The organism is Nonomuraea sp. LPB2021202275-12-8 (genome assembly GCF_037044575.1).
Lineage (GTDB): Bacteria > Actinomycetota > Actinomycetes > Streptosporangiales > Streptosporangiaceae > Nonomuraea.
This window is the reverse complement of sequence record NZ_JBAHWD010000005.1, coordinates 107,956-124,491: the sequence shown is the minus strand read 5'-3', so window position 1 is coordinate 124,491 and position 16,536 is coordinate 107,956. Positions and strand designations below refer to the sequence as shown.

Sequence of the window (16,536 nt, the reverse complement as noted above, 5' to 3'; positions counted from 1 at the left end):
TTCTCCTGCTCGTGCTAGGGGGCCGATTCCCGAACGTAGGTCACGCACCCGACGCCGGTGCCGGCGCCGCCGACTCCGTCCACACTCGAGCGAGGAGATCGCCTTGACCCAAGCAGCAGAAATTCTCGACCTGGACGACAACACCACTTCAGCCATCGGCACCGACTCCGTCAAGACCTACTTGAAGGAGATCGGGCGGGTGCCGCTCCTGACCGCCTCTCAGGAGATCGACCTGGCCAAGCGCATCGAGGCGGGCCTGTTCGCCAGGGAGCGCCTGGAGACCGAGGAAGGCCTCGGCGGTGAGCTCCGCGCCGACCTCGAGTGGATCGCCGACGACGGTGACCGGGCCAGGCAGCGCATGCTGGAGGCCAATCTCCGGCTGGTGGTGTCGATCGCCAAGCGCTACACCGGGCGCGGCATGCTCTTCCTCGACCTGATACAGGAGGGCAACCTCGGCCTCATCCGGACGATCGAGAAGTTCGACTACCGGCTCGGCTACAAGTTCTCCACCTACGCCACCTGGTGGATCAAGCAGGCGATCACCAGGGCCATGGCCGACCAGGCGCGCACGATCCGCATCCCGGTCCACATGGTGGAGATGATCAACAAGGTGGCGCGAGCCCAGCGCACCCTGCAGAGCGACCTCGGCCGTGAGCCCACACCCGAGGAGATCGCCACCGAGACCGAGCTGTCCGCCGACAGGGTGATCGAGGTGCAGGGCTACGGCCGCGAGCCGATCTCCCTGCACACACCCCTCGGGCAGGAGGGCGACAGCGAGTTCGGCGACCTCATCGAGGACACCGAGGCCGTCTCCCCCGCCGAGGCCGTCTCCTTCACCCTCCTTCAGGAGCAGCTGCGCTCACTGCTCGACGATCTGACCGACCGCGAGGCGGGCGTCATCTCCATGCGCTACGGCCTGACCGACGGCAAGCCGATGACCCTCGACGAGATCGGCCGCATCTACGGGGTCACGCGCGAGCGCATCAGGCAGATCGAGGCCAAGACGATGTCCAAACTGCGTCACCCGTCCCGGGCGATGGCCCTGCGCGACTATCTCGTCTAGGTCCCGGAGGGCCGCTGCCAGGTGATGGTCTCGCCCTGAGCGCCCGCGAAGCCGAGCAGGCGGGCGCCCTCGGCGGCGAGTTCCGCCATGGCCGGCTCCGGCAACGGGTGGAAGGGCCGCAGGTCCAGTACGCCGTCCTTGAGGTCCCAGATTCCGGCGACGACGCCGTCGACCAGGAAGGTCGGGTAGACCACGGCGCCCACGCACACGGCCTTGCGCTGCTCGTCCGTCATCAGCCGGGTCCGATCGGCGTAGGCGACGGCGAGGTTGTCGAAGTACGGCAGGAACCGTACGGGGGCGGGCACGTCCTCCTCGGCCAGCGGCGCGTCCGGCAGGTCGTAGAGGGCACGACCCTCGGTGTCATGATATTTCCGTAACGACATCGCCTCGATCACCGGCCGCAGCCGGGTCAGCCCCGACCACATCTGCACGTCCATGACGCTCGCCGGGCCGAAGGCCGCCAGATAGCGGGTGACGAGCCGCTCGACCGGCAGGGAACCGTCCAGCGGCCGGCCGAGCCACTCCTCGGCCAGGGTGAACGGCGTCGCCCCGCCCCGGTTCCAGACGCCGCTCGGCGGAATGTGCACCACCGGCACCAGGGACTGCGCCGACCAGCCGAGCACCATCGGCTCGACCTCCGGCCAGCGCTCGGCCAGCAGATCGCGCAGCTGCGGCCGGGTCAGCGTGCGTCCCGCCAGATGCTCCCTTGCCAGCGACGCCAGCTCCTCCAGGTCCACCCCGCGGGTGGCCCGGCCGAAGGCCGCCTGCCTGCCGCGTGACATGGGCGCCTGCATGAGCGGGCGCAGCCACAGGTAGTCCTCGGCCAGGGCCAGGTGCTGGGTGCCGCGCAGCAGCGATCCGCGTACCACCTGCTTGCCGTACAGCAGCGAGGTCAGGTCGTCCCGGGTGAAGGACGCCAGGCGGGACCACAGGCCGAAGTACGGCGGGTTGGCGTCCTGACCCTGGACGGCGACGAGCCGCTCGATCGCCTGCGCCGGGGACACGGGCGAGCGGGCCAGCAGCAGCTGACGCTCCAGCGTCGTGCGGTTGAGCACCCTGCGGTTCACCTTCATGACAGGAGGCTACGCACTATTGCGGAAAAGGAGCTTCCGCGTTGAGCAGCTCGTCGAGCGCTTCGCGGAGATGCCCGGCCAGCTCCCACGCGTCCGGCACCATCGTCCTGTCGGTGATCACGCCGAAGTCGAGAGAGCCGTCGTAGGAGAAGGCGGTGATGTTCACCCCGCCGCTGACGTCGGTGATCACCGAGACCGGATAGTGGTGCAGCAGCCGCACCCCGCAGACGTACAGCGGGAACTGCGGGCCCGGCACGTTCGAGACGAACACGTTGATCGGCGGCGCGGTCTGCCCGACGAGCCCGAACGCCGACCTGGAGGCGAGGCCCATGAGCGCGGCGGGCATCGACTCGCTGAACTCGCGCAGCCATCGGGCGGGCGACAGCGAGAACCGCTCCTTGATCCGCTGCATCGCGCGCCGGGTCTGCCCCAGCCGTGCGGCCGGATCGTCCAGGTGCACGGCCAGCGGCGCCGTCATGATCGTGACCTGGTTGCCGGGCCCCTCGTCGCCGGCCGCACGCAGCGAGAACGGCACCCCGGCCACCAGGGGCCGGCTCGGAACCCCGCCGTGCCCTGCCAGCCAGCGCCGCAGCGCCCCCGCGCACACCGCCATCACCACGTCGTTGACGGTGACGTCGAACTCCTTGCGCACCGCCTTGAACTCCTCCAGCGGCATCGACACGAACGCGAAGCGCCGGTGCGCGGAGATCGGGCCGCTGAACGGCGTCCTCGGCGCGGGCAGCGACGGCAGCTCGGGAGCCTGCCCGCTGCCCGCCGCCCTGCGCGCCAGCGCCGAGACGACCCGGGCACCGGGCAGCGACGACACGACGGGGATCTCGTCCAGGTGCGGCACGGCCCTGGCGGCGAACCGCAGCGCGTGAGCCGGGTTGCCGGCCATCCTGGCCAGGCCGCGCGCCACCATCTCGCCACGCCCCGGCGCCGGCGCGTCCAGCTCGGGTTCGAGCGCCGGTGGGGGCGCGGGCGTGGGCCCCAGGTCGAGCAGCGCGGCCAGCACGTCCGCGCCGCCGACGCCGTCCACGGCCGCGTGATGGATCTTCACGTACAGGCCGGTGCGGCCTTCGGCGAGCCCGTGGATGAGGTAGATCTCCCACAGCGGCCGGCCCCGGTCCAGGCGGCGCGGGTGCAGCCGCGCCACCTGCTCGGCCAGCTGCCTGTCGTCCCCCGGCGGCGGCAGCCCTATCTCGCGCACGTGATAGTCGAGGTCGAGGTCGTCCTCCCGCACCCAGTAGGGGTGGTCCAGGCCGAACGGCACCTGGGCCAGCTTGCGGCGCAGCGCCGGCACGTACGGCAGCCGCGCCTCCAGCAGGGCCTGAAGGTCGGCGCGGTTGAGGCTCCCGTCGAGAATGGCCAGACCGGCGATGTTGGCGACGTTCGTGGCGGTCTCGAAGTGGAGGAACTGCGCGTCCAATGCGGTCAGCTGGGACATGGTGACACCTCCGCCCCGAACCAACCAGACTCAGCCTCCCACTTCAAGTGAGCGGCCCGTCGCGTCCGGCTCGGCGAAGGACAGCAGGGCCATCCCCTCCTCCTCCAGCAGCTCCACCGGATCCTTGGTGAAGGGAGTGACGATCAGCTTCGCCTTCTTGCCGGAGCGCTTGATCTGCCACGTCCCGGCGACGAACCCGTCGATCAGGTAGGTGGCGCGGACACGCAGGTTCTTGGTGACGACGGTGCCGCGGTGCTCGCGGGCCAGCACCCGGGTGCGGTCGGCGTGGCCGAGCATCAGGTTGTCGAAGTCCGGCAGGAACCTGACCGGGGCCGGCGCGTCGCCCGGCGGCCTGGGCGCGTCCGGGAGATCGTAAAGCCGCCGGCCCGTGTGGTCGGCCAGCACCTCCAGCCGGTCGCGCATGCCGGCGAAGACCGGCCCGAGGCCGCCCAGCCCCGACCACGTCTGCATGTCGGCATCGTTGGCGGGCCCGAACGCGGCCAGGTACCGCTCGACGAGGCCCTCCAGCGAGGGCGCCGGGTCGAGGTCGATGCCCGGCAGCGCGAAGGCGGACTCGCGCGGGAAGCTCCACCGGTCCTGGGTGGGCACCATGATCAGCGGTGTGAGCATGCGCGCCGCGTACCCCAGCGCCCGGTCGTGGCCGCCGGGGAACTCCGCCAGCAGCCGGGGCCGCAGCTCGTTGAACGTCTGCGGCCCTTCGGCCAGCAGCCGGCCCGCGGCCGCTTCCACGGCGTCGTAGTCGACGCCCTGGAACCGCCGCGCGGCCCCGGCGAGCACCAGCCGCAGCAGCGGCCGGAACTCGGCGAAGTCCGCCGCCGTCACCAGGTGCAGGGTGGCGCGGTGCAGAGGAGCGCGCACCACCGTGCGGGCGTGCAGCTCCGCGTGCAGGTCGTCGCGGGCGAACCCCGCCAGCCTGGTCCACACCCCGAGGTACGGCGGGCGGGGCTCCTGCGCCTGCAGCCCCGCCAGCCGGTGCACGACGTCGGCCACGGTGCCCTCGTGCCGCCGCAACAAGTGCTGACGGGCGAGGGTGGCCCGGTTGAGGTCTCTCAGGGTGAGCATGAACACATCATGCTCTTTCCTATTGAATCGGTACGTGCCGCCTACCCCGCCCTGGCCGACGGGCATGCCTATCTTGACGGAGCCGCGGGCACCCAGGTGCCGGACTCGGTGATCGACGCCATCGCCGGCGCCTACCGCACCGGCATCGGCAACGTCGGCGGCGCCTTCCCGGCCAGCCACCGCTCGGACGCGATCGTGGCGGCGTGCCGCGCCGCCGTGGCCGACCTGGTCGGCGGGCACCGGCACGGCGTCATCCTCGGTCCCAACATGACCACACTCACCTACCGGCTCGCCGGGGCGCTGTCCAGGGACTGGGGGCCGGGTGACGAGGTGGTGCTGTCGCGGCTGGACCACGACGCGAACGTGCGCCCGTGGGTGCAGACCGGGGCGACGGTCCGGTGGGCCGAGGTGGATCCGGTGACCGGCGAGCTGCCGGTGGAGCAGTACGCCGAGCTGATCGGGGAGCGCACCCGGCTGGTGGCGGTCACGGCGGCGAGCAACGTGCTCGGCACCCGCCCCGACGTGGCGGCGATCACCGCGCTGGCGCACGAGGCCGGGGCGCTGGCGTACGTGGACGGGGTGCACGCCACCGCGCACGGCCCGGTCGACATGCGGGCGCTGGGCGCCGACTTCTACGCCACCAGCGCCTACAAGTGGGCGGGCCCGCACATCGGCGCGGTCGTCGCCGACCCGGCCCTGCTGGAGTCGATCAGGCCGGACAAGCTGGCCTCCTCCACCGACACGGTGCCCGAACGGTTCGAGCGCGGCACCGCCGCCTTCGCCGACCTGGCCGGGGTGACGGCGGCCGTCGACCATCTGGCCGGGCTGGTGCCGGGCACCGGAAGCCGGCGCGAGCGGCTGCTGGCCTCGATGGCGGCCGCGGAGAAGCACGAGCTGGAGTTGTTCGGGGTCCTGCAGGCGGGGCTGGAGACGATGCCGCACGTCACCCTCTACGGCAAGCCGACCAGGCGCACCGCCACCGCCTACTTCACCGTGTCCGGGCACACTCCGCGGGAGGTGGCCGAGCACCTGTCCGCGCGCGGCGTGAACGTGTGGAACGGTCACAACTACGCCTGGGAGCTCACCGCGGCGCTCGGCATCCGCGGCGCGGGCAGCGCGGTGCGGGCGGGGCTGGTCCACTACAACGACCGCTCCGACGTGGACCGGCTCCTGGAGGGGGTGGCCCGGCTGGACTGACGCCGGCGCTGATCGCTCGGCGCCCGGCATGCGCGGGGCCTCTATAACAATGATCATTGACATAGAGGCCCGGCAGTGGTTGGCTGAGCCGCGTCCCGCTTCTCCCGGAAGGCCGCCGTGACCGTCGAATTCCTGCTGACGTCCCTCGTCATCGTCATCACGCCCGGCACCGGCGTGCTCTACACGCTGGCGGCCGGGCTCTCCCGCGGCGGCCGGGCCGGCGCCGTCGCCGCCTTCGGCTGCACCCTCGGCATCGTTCCGCACATGGCCGCGGCGATCACCGGCCTCGCCGCCCTCCTGCACACCAGTGCCCTCGCGTTCCAGACGCTGAAGTACGCGGGCGTGGCCTATCTGCTCTACATGGCCTGGAGCACGCTGCGCGAGCGGGGCGCGCTGAGCGTGGACGCCGACGGCGCGCCCCGGACCACCACCCAGGTGATCGCCTCGGGCATCCTGGTCAACATCCTGAACCCGAAACTGTCGATCTTCTTCTTCGCGTTCCTGCCCCAGTTCGTCAGCACCGGCCAAGGCGGCCCGGTGGCGCACATGCTCCAGCTCAGCGCCGTCTTCATGCTGCTCACCTTCGTGGTCTTCGTCGGCTACGGGCTGTTCGCCGCCGCGATCCGCACCCACGTCGTCGCCCGGCCCCAGGTCCTGACCTGGATGCGCCGCGTCTGCGCCGGCGCGTTCGTCGCGCTCGGCGCCCAGCTCGCGCTCACCGACCGGTAGGCGGGGCTTCTAAGATCGCCTCATGAGCCTGCCCGCCGTGCCGGACCTGACGGCGTCGCCCGTCGAGCCGGCCCGCGACCCGTACTTCGTCTACCTGGACTCGCTGACCAGCCCGGAGTCGCGCCGGACCATGCGCGGCTGCCTCGACCGGCTGGCGCGGCTGCTCACCGGCGACGAGCAGGCCACCGGCGCGGGCCAGCCGTGGCACCTGCTGCGCTACGAGCACACCGTCCGCATCCGCACCCTGCTGACCGAGCAGGGCTGGTCGGCGGCCTACGTCAACAAGCATCTGGTGGCGCTGCGCAGAGTGCTCAAGGAGTCCTGGCGGCTCGGCCAGAGCAGCGCCGAGGACTACGCCCGCGCCTCCGACCTGGCCCCCGTACGGCAGAGCCGCCTGCCCACCGGGCAGCACGTGCCGCCGGAGGTCGTGGGGGCGGCGCTGTCGGCCTGCGACGACTCGGCCGCCGGGGTGCGCGACGCCGCGCTGATCGCGGTGCTGTATTCGACCGGTTGCCGCCGTGCCGAGGTCGGCGGGCTGGCGCTGGCCGACTACGACCCGGGCGCGCGCTCGCTGCGGGTGCGCGGCAAGCGCGACAAGGAACGGCTGGTCTATCTGACGGCCGACGCGATCGGCTTGCTGGAGCGGTGGCTGAAGGTGCGCGGCCGGACGGCGGGGGCGCTGTTCAGCCCGATCAGCAAGGCCGGGCGGCTGCGGACCCGCGACAACCGGCCGGTGGGCCTGACAGGGCAGGGCATCGCCGACATCCTGGCCCGCCGGCTCGGCGAGGCGGGAGCGTCCCCGCGCACCGCGCACGACTTCCGGCGCACGTTCATCGGCGAACTGCTGGACGCCGGGGTCGACCTGGCCACCGCCCAGGCGCTGGTGGGCCACTCCTCCCCGGCCACCACCGCCCGCTACGACCGCCGCCCGGAGCGAACCCGCCGCGAGGCCGTCGACCGTCTCCGCCTCCCGGCCGCCCGCCCGCTCGCCTGACCCGGTCTCCCTTCAGCCGAGTGCCGCGGACCGGCCGTGCCGGGCGGAGGTGCCGAGCGGGATCTGGACGCCTTCGAGTCGGAGCTCGCCGGGGCACTCGGGGCGTCGACGGCGGCCGAGGTGACGGCCACCTACCGCTGGATCGCCGCCACCCGCCCGGCTTCGCTGTTCGCGGCGGACCCCGCGCCGGCGTCCCGGCTGGGCGTCCGCCCGGCGTCCGCGCGCGGATGGATCGCCGCGAGATGACCGAGATCGAGGCGGAGATCGTACGACATCACCGGGTGATCGAGCGCTGGCTGGCAGGGGTGGCGGACGCGGATGAGTTCGCCGTCTTCGCCGGTGCGCACGCGCCCGGCGACTGAACCTCCGTTCCGGATCAGGCGGGCAGGAGGGAGAAGGCGCGGTCGGCGGCGCGGAGCGCTTCCGGCTCCAGGTCGGCCAGAGGGACGCCGTCGGCGAGAGCCTCCCAGTTGCGGCGGGCCAGGACGCGCTGGACGGCCAGCACCTGGGCGGCCAGCAGGCCGGCGGTCAGCTCGTCGCAGCTCTCGGCCAACGCCTCGGCCAGCGCGCGCTCGTCCTGCGCCATGTAGTGGGACACCCGGGCGGCCAGGCTGGGCGTGGCGAACACCATGCGGTGAAAGGCCATCACCTCCGGATGGTCGTTCAGGCCGGTGACGGGGTCGTGGCGGGCAAGGCCCGCGGCGAAGTGGCGGCGCAGCGCGGCGAGGGGCGCCTGGCCGGGCTCGCGCTGCCGCACCACGCGGGCGTGCTCGCCCTGGTGGTCGGCGATGCGGTGCAGGACGAGGTCCTCCTTGGTCGGGAAGTACTTGAACAGCGTCGGCTTGGAGACCTGCGCGGCGGCGGCGACCTCGGTGACCGGCACCTCGTCGAAGCCGCGCTCCAGGAAGAGCCTGATGGCCGCCGCGGAGATGGCCTCCCGCACGCGCTGCCTCTGCAGCTGTCGCAGTCCTGTCATGAGCACACCCTAGCAAAGTGTTAACCTGGTTAACTTCTTGACCGAGTTAACAGGAGGTGCCATGGCCACTCTCGACGAGGAGAGGCTGCACGTACAGCGCTGCGCCGCCGGACTGCGCAGGATGCTCGACGACGCCCGCGAGAACGTCATCGTCGGCGAGAGCGTGGCCGGCGACCGTTACAGCGCCGAGCGGCTCGGCCGCCACCTCAAGAGCCTGGCCAAGGAGCTGAGCGAGGAGCCGGAGGGACCGCCGTTCTTCGGCCGGCTCGACTTCGGGCAGGACTCGGCCGAGCACCGGGGGCGCAGCTACCACATCGGCAGGCGGCACATCAGGGGCGAGCGCGGCGGCCCTCCCCTGGTGATCGACTGGCGCGCCCCCGTCTCGCGCGCCTTCTACCGCGCCGGCGGCCGCGACCCGCAGGGGGTGGCGGTGCGCCGCCGCTTCGGCTGGTCCGGCCGCACCCTGACGTCCTTCGAGGACGAACGGCTCGGAGCCGGCGAAGAGGACGCCACCGGCCGCATGCTCGCCGCCGAGATCGAGCGGCCCCGCGTCGGCCCGATGCGCGACATCGTCGCCACCATCCAGCCCGAGCAGGACGAGCTCGTCCGGGCGGGACTGGGGGAGTCGATCTGCGTGCAGGGCGCGCCCGGCACCGGCAAGACCGCCGTCGGCCTGCACAGAGCCGCCTATCTGCTGTACGCGCACCGCCAGCGGCTGCGGCGCGACGGCGTGCTGGTGCTCGGCCCCAACCGGGCCTTCCTCGGCTACATCTCGGCCGTGCTGCCCGCGCTGGGCGAGGTCGACGTCGAGCAGACCACCTTGGAGCAGCTCCTGGCGACCGTGCCGGTCAGGGCCGAGGACAGCCCCGCCGCCGCCGCCGTCAAGCACGACGTCCGGATGGCCGGCGTGCTGCGCGAGGCGCTGTACGGGCGCGTCCGCAAGCCGGCCGAGCCGGTCGTGGTGGCCGACGGCTCCGCCCGGTGGTGGGTCGGCGAGGCCGAGCTGCGCCGCGTCGTCGACGGCGCGCGCCGCGACGCCCTGCCGTACACGACCGGCCGTGAACGGGTCCGCGCCCGCGTGGTGGAGCTGGTGCGGCGACAGGCCGAGGCACGCGGGCGGACGGTGAACACCGCCTGGACGCGCGGGGTGAGCAAGGCCGTCACGCCGTTCCTGGACGCCGTCTGGCCCGCCGTCCAGCCGCAGGAGGTGCTGCTGGAGGTGCTGGCCGGCCACACGCCCGCCGGTGCGCTCACACCCGCCGAGCACCGGGCCATCACCTGGGCCCGGCCGCCGCGCGGCCCCGGCGGCGCCCGCTGGACGGCGGCGGACCTGGTGCTGCTCGACGAGCTCGCCGGGCTGCTGGAGCGGCCCCGCGGCTACGGCCACGTCATCGTGGACGAGGCGCAGGACCTCTCGCCGATGCAGTGCCGGGCGGTCGCCAGGCGCAGCGAGCACGGCTCGATCACCGTGCTCGGCGACCTGGCCCAGGGCACCACGCCGTGGGCCGCCAGGTCCTGGGCGCCACGCCTGGAGCTGCTCGGCAAGCCGCAGAGCCGGCTGGTCGCGCTGACCGAGGGCTTCCGGGTACCGGGGGCGGTGGCCGAGCTGGCCGGCCGGCTGCTGCCCGCACTGGAGGTGGACGTGCCCGTCACCCGCTCGCACCGGACCGACGGGCGGGTCCGCCTGATCGGCGTCCCGCGGCTGCGGGACGGCGTGGTGGCGGCGGCGCGGGAGGCGCTGGAGTTCGAGGGGTCGGTCGGGGTGATCGCGGCCGACGCCCACGTGGAGACCCTGACGGCCGCGCTGTGGGACGCCGGGCTCGACCTGGGCGAGCGGCTCGGCGTGCTGCCCGTCTCACTCGCCAAGGGGCTGGAGTACGACCACGTGGTGGTGTGCGAGCCCGCCGCCATCGCCGAAGCGGAGGAGCGCGGCCTCAACCGGCTCTACGTCGCGCTGACCCGGGCGGTCTCGCGGCTGGACGTGGTGCACGCCCGGGCGCTGCCGCCCCAGCTCTCCTTCCCGCCTCAGCCTGAGACGTCTACGCCCGTATCGCTCGACAGGACCGCGGACTTCGGTGTGTGATGTCACTCACATTGAGGAACGGGCCGCCGCCAGGTGCGTTTCGAGAGGAGAGCAAGACCATGACCTCCCCGTACGACCCGCCCCCGGGCGACGACCGCCATACCCAAGAAGGGCAGTGGTCGCAGCAGCAGCCCCCCTACCAGCCGCCTTATCCGCAGCCACCGAAGGCGCAGTCCACCCCTGTCCTGTCGATCATCGGGTTCGTCTGCGCGGCGATCGCCCTGCTGTTCATCCCGATCCTGTTCGGCATCGCCGGGATCGTGCTGGGCATCGTCGGCCACACCCGCGGCGAGTCGCTGGGCAAGTGGGCCGCGATCACCGCCGGCGTCACGATGATCGTCGGCATGGTCCTCGGGTACATCGTCGTGACGTCGATGACCTGACCTTCCACCGGGACGCCCGCCGCGCACCTCGCGGCGGGCGTCTCGTCGTTCACGACGCGCGCCCATGAGATTCTGGGCGGGTGCTGCCCCCGATCGACGAGCTACGCGATCTGATCACCGCCAACCTGGCCGCCTTCGACCGCCGGCAGGTGCCGCCCGCCGACGGCATCCGCAGGGCCGCCGTCACCGTGTGCGTGCTCGAGGACGCCGAGCGGGCGCCGTACACGATCCTCATCAAGCGCGCCCCGCGCGGCCGCAACCCCGGCCAGTGGGCGCTGCCGGGAGGGCGGCTTGACGACGGCGAGGAGCCCGTCGAGGCGGCGCTGCGCGAGCTGGCCGAGGAGGTCGCGGTGCGCGGGGTGCGCGTTGCGGGGCTGCTCGACGACTTCGTCACCGACTCGGGGTTCGTCATCACGCCGGTGGTGGCCTTCAGCGGCAGGCAGGAGCCGGTGGGCGACCCCCGGGAGGTGGCCTCGGTGCACGCGGTGCCGCTGGAGCGGTTCCTGGCGCCGGGGGTGCCACGCTGGCGCGGCGGGCTGCTGCAGATGCCGCTGGGGCCGCGGATCGTGATCCACGCGCCGACGGGCGCGATTTTGTGGCAGTTCGCCGAGGTCGCGCTGCGTGGCCGTGAGCTGCGGGTCTTCGACGTGGCCCAGCCGCGCTGGACCAGAACCTGACCGAATCTTTGGGCCAGGTGGAATACGTCCCGCCGGATGTCCGTTAGCATCGAATGGCCGATGTGGTCTGTGTCCCCCGGGCCGCAAATTACCGCCTTCACGGAATACCGTTCGGCTGGAGCCGTGTTGTGCACCTCGCCGAGGAGGCGACCGCCACATCGGCCTTAAACATGTGTCAGGCGCCCCGTCCCAGGACGGGGCGCCTGCTTTATGGTGGGTGGCCGAGCCGACGATCGTCCAGGAGAGCCCGTTGCTGTATCAAGTGGTCAAGTTCGCCGCCGCACCGATCGCTCACGCGATGTGCCGCCCGCACATCTCCGGCGCCTCGCACGTGCCGAGGACGGGCCCGGCGATCCTGGCCGCCAACCACCTGTCGGTGCTCGACTCGTTCCTGCTGCCCGCGCTGCTGCCACGCCACGTCACCTTCGCCGCCAAGAACGAGTACTTCTCCGGCAACCCGGTCTCCAGCTGGTTCATGCGCCTGGGCGGCAGCCTGCCCACCGACCGCGAGAGCGCCCACGCCGCGCAGGCGATGCTGGACGCGGCGGCGGACCTGCTGGAGCGCGGCGAGCTGTTCGGCATCCACCCCGAAGGCACCCGCTCCCCCGACGGCCGCCTCTACCGCGGCAAGATCGGCGTCGCCTGGCTCGCGCTCAAGACCGGCGCGCCCGTGCTGCCCGTCGCCCTCAGCGGCACCGAGAAGGTGCTGCCGGTCGGCGCCAAGATGCCCCGCCCCGCCAAGATCGGCATCACGATCGGCGAGCCGCTGAAGTTCGCCGGCGACCACACCAAGGCCCGCGAGCGCCGCCAGGTCACCGACGACATCATGGCCGCCATCCAGCGGCTGTCCGGCCAGGAGTACGTGCCCACGTACGCCGCCAGCTACAAAGCGTCCAACGGCGTGGCGTGAATCGCACTCGACGAGCAGGAGGCTGACCCAGTGCCGCGTGGCAGAACCATCGCGATCGTCTCCGGCGTCACCGTGCTGGCGCTGGGAGCCGCCGGCGGCGGCGCTTACTACGTGCTGCACACCCGCGGCACCCCCGCCGAGACCGCGCAGCGCTTCGCCACCGCCTGGCAGTCAGGCGACCAGGCCCGGATGACCGCCGAGCTCGCCGCACCCCAGCAGCTCACGCCCTACGACCAGCTCCGCACCGCCCTGGGCGTCGAATCCACCACCGTGAAGCTCGGCCGCCCCACCGAGACCGGCGACGACCGCGCCACCGTCCCCTACACCGCCACCCATCGGCTGAAGAACCTCGGCGAGTGGACCTACGAGGGCGCCATCGACCTCAAGGTGGCCGAGCGCCACTGGAAGGTCGACTGGACCCCCAAGACCCTGCACCCGTCCCTGACCTCCGCCGCCCCCTTCGCGCTCAAGGCGGGCTGGCCCGACCGGGCCGAGATCACCGACGCCTCGGGCGACCGCATCGACAGCGGCGCCGTCGGCGGCTCCGTGCAGCAGCTCGTCGGCTACCTCGACAAGGCCACCAAGAAGGACGTGCAGAAACTCGGCACCGCCTACAAGGTCGGGCAGGCCGTCGGCCGCGGCGGGCTCCAGGAGACCTTCCAGAAGCGGCTCGCGGGCACGCCCACCACCGAGATCCAGGCCGGCGGCAAGACCCTGGAGACCATCGAGGGCACGGACGGCGAGAGCCTGCGCACCACCCTCGACCCGCGCGTCCAGGCCGCCGCCGTCGCCGCCGTCAAGGACGTCGACAAGCCGACCTCGCTGGTCGCCATCAAGGCGAGCAAGGGCGAGATCCTGGCCGTGGTCAACAACCGCGGTGGCTTCAACCGCGCCCTGGACGGCCGCTACGCGCCTGGCTCCACCTTCAAGGCGGTCACCGCCATCGGGCTGCTCGCCGAGGGGATCTCCCCCAAGCAGACCGTGACCTGCCCCCAGTACGCCACCGTGGGCGGCCTCAAGATCCGCAACTCCGAGAAGGCCGAATACGGGTCGCTGTCGTTCCAGGACTCCTTCGCCCACTCGTGCAACACCACCTTCGCCCCTCTGGCCAAGCAGCATCTGGGCGCCGACAAGCTGCTGAGCACCGCCGAGACGGTCGGCTTCAACCAGCCGCTCACCATCGGCGTCCCCGCCACCAAGGCCAGCTTCCCCAAGGCCGAGTCCGACGCCGAACTCGCCGCCGAATCGTTCGGCCAGGGCCGGATCACCGCCAGCCCGCTCTCCATGGCCTCGGTCGCCGCTGCCATCGCCGACGGCACCTGGCGCCCGCCCACCCTTGTGCCCGACCACGACCACAAGGCCACCGAGCAGGAGCTGCCCAGCGACGTCGTCCCCCAGCTGCACGCGATGATGTCCGCCGTCGTCACCAAGGGCACCGCCAAGGCCGCGGGCCTCCCGGCGGGCACCCGCGGCAAGACCGGCACCGCCGAGTACGGGACCGGGCCGAAGCTGGACTCGCACGCGTGGTTCATCGGGTTCAAGGATGACGTGGCCTTCGCGGTGGTGGTGGAAGGCGGCGGCGGAGGCGGCAAGGTGGCCGCCCCCATCGGCGCCGACTTCCTGCGTGAGCTGGGCGACTTCCGGTCTGAGTAACGAGGCGCGGAGTACGCTCGGCCGGTGGACGGACAAATGATCCCAGAGGCGGGCATGACGATCAGTGTCCGGACGCGCCGGGACGTGGTGATCGTCGACCCGGAGCGCTTCCTGGCCGCGGCCCGCGGAGCGTACCTCGAGCTCTACCCCGACGCCACCGAGGAGAGCGCCGCCGAGAACGTCCTCGATGTCCATGACGCGGTACACGTCCTGCTGGACCGGGACGGCCGGCTCGCGGCCGACGCCCCGGACCTGTTGACCGCCCGCTGCGGGTCACGCCCCGACCTGCCCATCCCGGACCGCGCCGACGGCCTGTCGCCGGCAGGCGAGCTCCAGCGCATCGTGCTCGATGACCCCAGACCGTTGCGGGATTACGGCTGCTTCCCGCCCGAGGATCCGTTCGCCCTTCCACCGGACGCCCCGTAACGGTCCGCCACCGCCGGCGGGCCTCCGCCACCATCCCCCTCAATGAGCCTGCCGCGCCACCTGTAGCCGGGGTTTTCCAAGGTCTTTTACGGCACGGCCAAGGATCGCCCACTCGCCGCTGGTGGCTGGGGGCCTCCAGGAATACGGCCTCTGACCCCGCACGGGGCTGGGCGCCGTTACGTGCGCTTGCTTTGCCGTCTGAGAGGCTGTTGGCCGGACCTGGCTCGACTCCCATGGTTGGGAGGTGCGGTGGACGCCTCGGTGTAGTTGCCACTGTCTGACAACTGTGTGAGCTTGAAAGCGCTTTGCATGCATTGCATGCAATGGATACGATCGCTCCATGCAGAACGACGTGGCGCATCGACGCCTGCGGGAGCTGATCCTGGACGGGACGTACCCGCCAGGCGTGCGGCTGACCGAGGTGGACGCGGCGGCGACGCTGGAGATGAGCAGGACGCCGGTGCGCGAGGCGCTGCGGGCACTGGCCGCCGACGGGCTGGTGCGCACGACCGGCCGCGGTGCCGTCGTGGTCGCGCTCGATCCGGACGACCTGGAGGACGCCTATCAGGTGCGGGCCGCGCTCGAGGCGCTCACCGCGGAGACCGCTGCCACCCGTCAGCGAGCAGGCCGGATCGCGCCCGCAGATCTGGCCGCTCTGCGGGATCTCGCCATCGTGACCGCCGATGTGACGAGGGAGGGGCGCCTGGCGGAAGCGGTCGGGCTCAACCGCCGCTTCCACCGGCGGATCGCCGAGCTGGCCGGCAACGCGATCGCGCTGCGGACGCTGGACCGGGTCTGGGACCAGATCCAGGTTTCCACGCTACGGTCGCTCCAGCCGGCAGTCCGTCACGCGCACGTCTCCGCGCAGCATGACGAGCTTCTGTCCGCGATCGTCGACGGCCGGGCGGAGGATGCGGGCCGGATCGCCCGCCTGCACGTCCTCGACACCCGCGCCACAGCGCAAGAGACGGCCCCACGGGCGTGACCATGCCAAAGCCCATCTCCCTACCCGTCCGCTCCCTGCCACACCCCGCCTCCCCACCCGTCCACTCCCTGCCACGCCCCACCTCCCCGCCCGTCCGCTTACTCGCCAGGGCCCGCCCCCGCCCATTCCACGCTCCGTCTCGCTCCCGCGCCGAGCAGGCGGAGGCACCACCGGGCCCTCCCTCCGACCTCAATGGTTCACGCGCCGCGCTCGTCTCGCTCACGCGCGGCGGGCACCGTACCCGATCACCTGAGAGGACGGCCGACATGGCCCGCCTGCACACCTATCCCACGACCGTGACCTGGACGGGTAACCGTGGGACCGGCACCAGCGGATACCGCGACTACGCCCGCGACCACGACCTCACCGCCGACGGCCCCGCGGCCATCGCGGGCAGCTCCGACCCGGCCTTCCGGGGCGACCCCGCACGATGGAACCCCGAGCAGTTGCTCGTGGGCTCGCTCTCGCAGTGCCACATGCTGTGGTACCTGCACCTGTGCGCCGAGGCGGGGGTCGTGATCACCGCGTACGCCGACCACGCGGTGGGCACCATGGCCGAGACCTCCGGCGGCGGCCACTTCACCGAGGTGGTGCTGCGCCCGCAGGTCACGGTGGAGTCGCCGGACATGGTGGATGCCGCCACGCGCCTGCACACCGACGCGCACAAGGCGTGTTTCATCGCGAGCTCCGTCAACTTCCCCGTACGGCACGAACCGGCCGTTACGGCGTCCTGAAAGCACCGACGCGCGCGTCCGCACCAGCGCACCGAACCGGTGCTCGCCGTCGCCGAGCTGTTCCGGACGCCGTTTCGAAGCCGCCAGGAAAATGCGCTGACGCCGACCGAGCCCTCACCATCC

Annotated in this window: 16 protein-coding genes and 1 pseudogene; 13 read left to right on the top strand and 4 right to left on the bottom strand. The window is 72.2% G+C overall.

Annotated features, from left to right (window positions below):
• Positions 1-163: 163 nt before the first annotated feature.
• Positions 164-1,063, top strand: a pseudogene (locus V5E28_RS11480) (RNA polymerase sigma factor); the annotation flags it as partial.
• On the opposite strand, the gene V5E28_RS11475 reads toward V5E28_RS11480, so the two are convergent.
• The 3 genes from V5E28_RS11475 to V5E28_RS11465 are packed head-to-tail and all read right to left on the bottom strand — an operon-like array spanning position 1,060 to position 4,666.
• Complete coding sequence (locus V5E28_RS11475) at positions 1,060-2,136, bottom strand: winged helix DNA-binding domain-containing protein (protein WP_336206645.1); 1,077 nt, start codon at positions 2,134-2,136, stop codon at positions 1,060-1,062. The pseudogene V5E28_RS11480 and the gene V5E28_RS11475 overlap by 4 nt on opposite strands.
• Before the next feature lie 16 nt (positions 2,137-2,152).
• Positions 2,153-3,583 carry a WS/DGAT/MGAT family O-acyltransferase gene (locus V5E28_RS11470; protein WP_336206643.1) on the bottom strand — a complete coding sequence of 477 codons (1,431 nt, stop codon included), beginning with the start codon at positions 3,581-3,583 and terminating at the stop codon, positions 2,153-2,155.
• Between the two features lie 30 nt (positions 3,584-3,613).
• Positions 3,614-4,666, bottom strand: coding sequence for a winged helix DNA-binding domain-containing protein (locus V5E28_RS11465; RefSeq protein WP_336206641.1), 1,053 nt, complete (start codon positions 4,664-4,666; stop codon positions 3,614-3,616).
• Between the two features lie 9 nt (positions 4,667-4,675).
• Here V5E28_RS11465 and V5E28_RS11460 point away from each other — a divergent pair, with 9 nt between their 5' ends.
• The 4 genes from V5E28_RS11460 to V5E28_RS11445 all read left to right on the top strand — a co-directional run bounded on the left by V5E28_RS11460 (position 4,676) and on the right by V5E28_RS11445 (position 7,832).
• On the top strand, positions 4,676-5,863 hold the full coding sequence (locus V5E28_RS11460; protein ID WP_336206639.1) for a cysteine desulfurase-like protein: 1,188 nt from the start codon (positions 4,676-4,678) through the stop codon (positions 5,861-5,863).
• Between the two features lie 117 nt (positions 5,864-5,980).
• Positions 5,981-6,592 carry a LysE family translocator gene (locus V5E28_RS11455; RefSeq protein ID WP_336206637.1) on the top strand — a complete coding sequence of 204 codons (612 nt, stop codon included), beginning with the start codon at positions 5,981-5,983 and terminating at the stop codon, positions 6,590-6,592.
• Between the two features lie 22 nt (positions 6,593-6,614).
• Positions 6,615-7,586 carry a tyrosine-type recombinase/integrase gene (locus V5E28_RS11450; RefSeq protein ID WP_336206635.1) on the top strand — a complete coding sequence of 324 codons (972 nt, stop codon included), beginning with the start codon at positions 6,615-6,617 and terminating at the stop codon, positions 7,584-7,586.
• A 36-nt stretch (positions 7,587-7,622) separates the two neighbouring features.
• Positions 7,623-7,832 carry a hypothetical protein gene (locus V5E28_RS11445; protein ID WP_336206633.1) on the top strand — a complete coding sequence of 70 codons (210 nt, stop codon included), beginning with the start codon at positions 7,623-7,625 and terminating at the stop codon, positions 7,830-7,832.
• Between the two features lie 130 nt (positions 7,833-7,962).
• On the opposite strand, the gene V5E28_RS11440 is transcribed toward V5E28_RS11445, so the two are convergent.
• The gene (locus V5E28_RS11440) at positions 7,963-8,562 is read right to left on the bottom strand and encodes a TetR family transcriptional regulator (RefSeq protein ID WP_336206631.1); all 600 of its coding nucleotides are present in this window, start codon (positions 8,560-8,562) and stop codon (positions 7,963-7,965) included.
• A gap of 61 nt (positions 8,563-8,623) precedes the next feature.
• Here V5E28_RS11440 and V5E28_RS11435 point away from each other — a divergent pair, with 61 nt between their 5' ends.
• The 8 genes from V5E28_RS11435 to V5E28_RS11400 all read left to right on the top strand — a co-directional run bounded on the left by V5E28_RS11435 (position 8,624) and on the right by V5E28_RS11400 (position 16,413).
• A complete protein-coding gene (locus tag V5E28_RS11435; protein ID WP_336206629.1) occupies positions 8,624-10,645 on the top strand; it encodes a HelD family protein in 2,022 nt (673 codons plus the stop codon).
• A gap of 59 nt (positions 10,646-10,704) precedes the next feature.
• Positions 10,705-11,028, top strand: a complete 324-nt coding sequence (locus V5E28_RS11430; protein ID WP_336206626.1) for a hypothetical protein — start codon at positions 10,705-10,707, stop codon at positions 11,026-11,028.
• An 80-nt stretch (positions 11,029-11,108) separates the two neighbouring features.
• Positions 11,109-11,705 (top strand): NUDIX hydrolase, encoded by a 597-nt coding sequence (locus V5E28_RS11425; protein WP_336206624.1) that lies wholly within the window; start codon positions 11,109-11,111, stop codon positions 11,703-11,705.
• Positions 11,706-11,922: 217 nt separating this feature from the next.
• Positions 11,923-12,615 carry a lysophospholipid acyltransferase family protein gene (locus tag V5E28_RS11420; protein ID WP_336206622.1) on the top strand — a complete coding sequence of 231 codons (693 nt, stop codon included), beginning with the start codon at positions 11,923-11,925 and terminating at the stop codon, positions 12,613-12,615.
• Between the two features lie 30 nt (positions 12,616-12,645).
• Positions 12,646-14,268, top strand: coding sequence for a penicillin-binding transpeptidase domain-containing protein (locus V5E28_RS11415; RefSeq protein ID WP_336206620.1), 1,623 nt, complete (start codon positions 12,646-12,648; stop codon positions 14,266-14,268).
• A gap of 54 nt (positions 14,269-14,322) precedes the next feature.
• Positions 14,323-14,694: a hypothetical protein gene (locus V5E28_RS11410; protein ID WP_336206618.1), complete on the top strand. Its 372-nt coding sequence runs from the start codon at positions 14,323-14,325 to the stop codon at positions 14,692-14,694.
• 340 nt (positions 14,695-15,034) lie between these two features.
• Positions 15,035-15,679 carry a GntR family transcriptional regulator gene (locus V5E28_RS11405; protein ID WP_336206617.1) on the top strand — a complete coding sequence of 215 codons (645 nt, stop codon included), beginning with the start codon at positions 15,035-15,037 and terminating at the stop codon, positions 15,677-15,679.
• Positions 15,680-15,945: 266 nt separating this feature from the next.
• Positions 15,946-16,413: an OsmC family protein gene (locus V5E28_RS11400; protein ID WP_336206615.1), complete on the top strand. Its 468-nt coding sequence runs from the start codon at positions 15,946-15,948 to the stop codon at positions 16,411-16,413.
• Positions 16,414-16,536 lie beyond the last annotated feature (123 nt).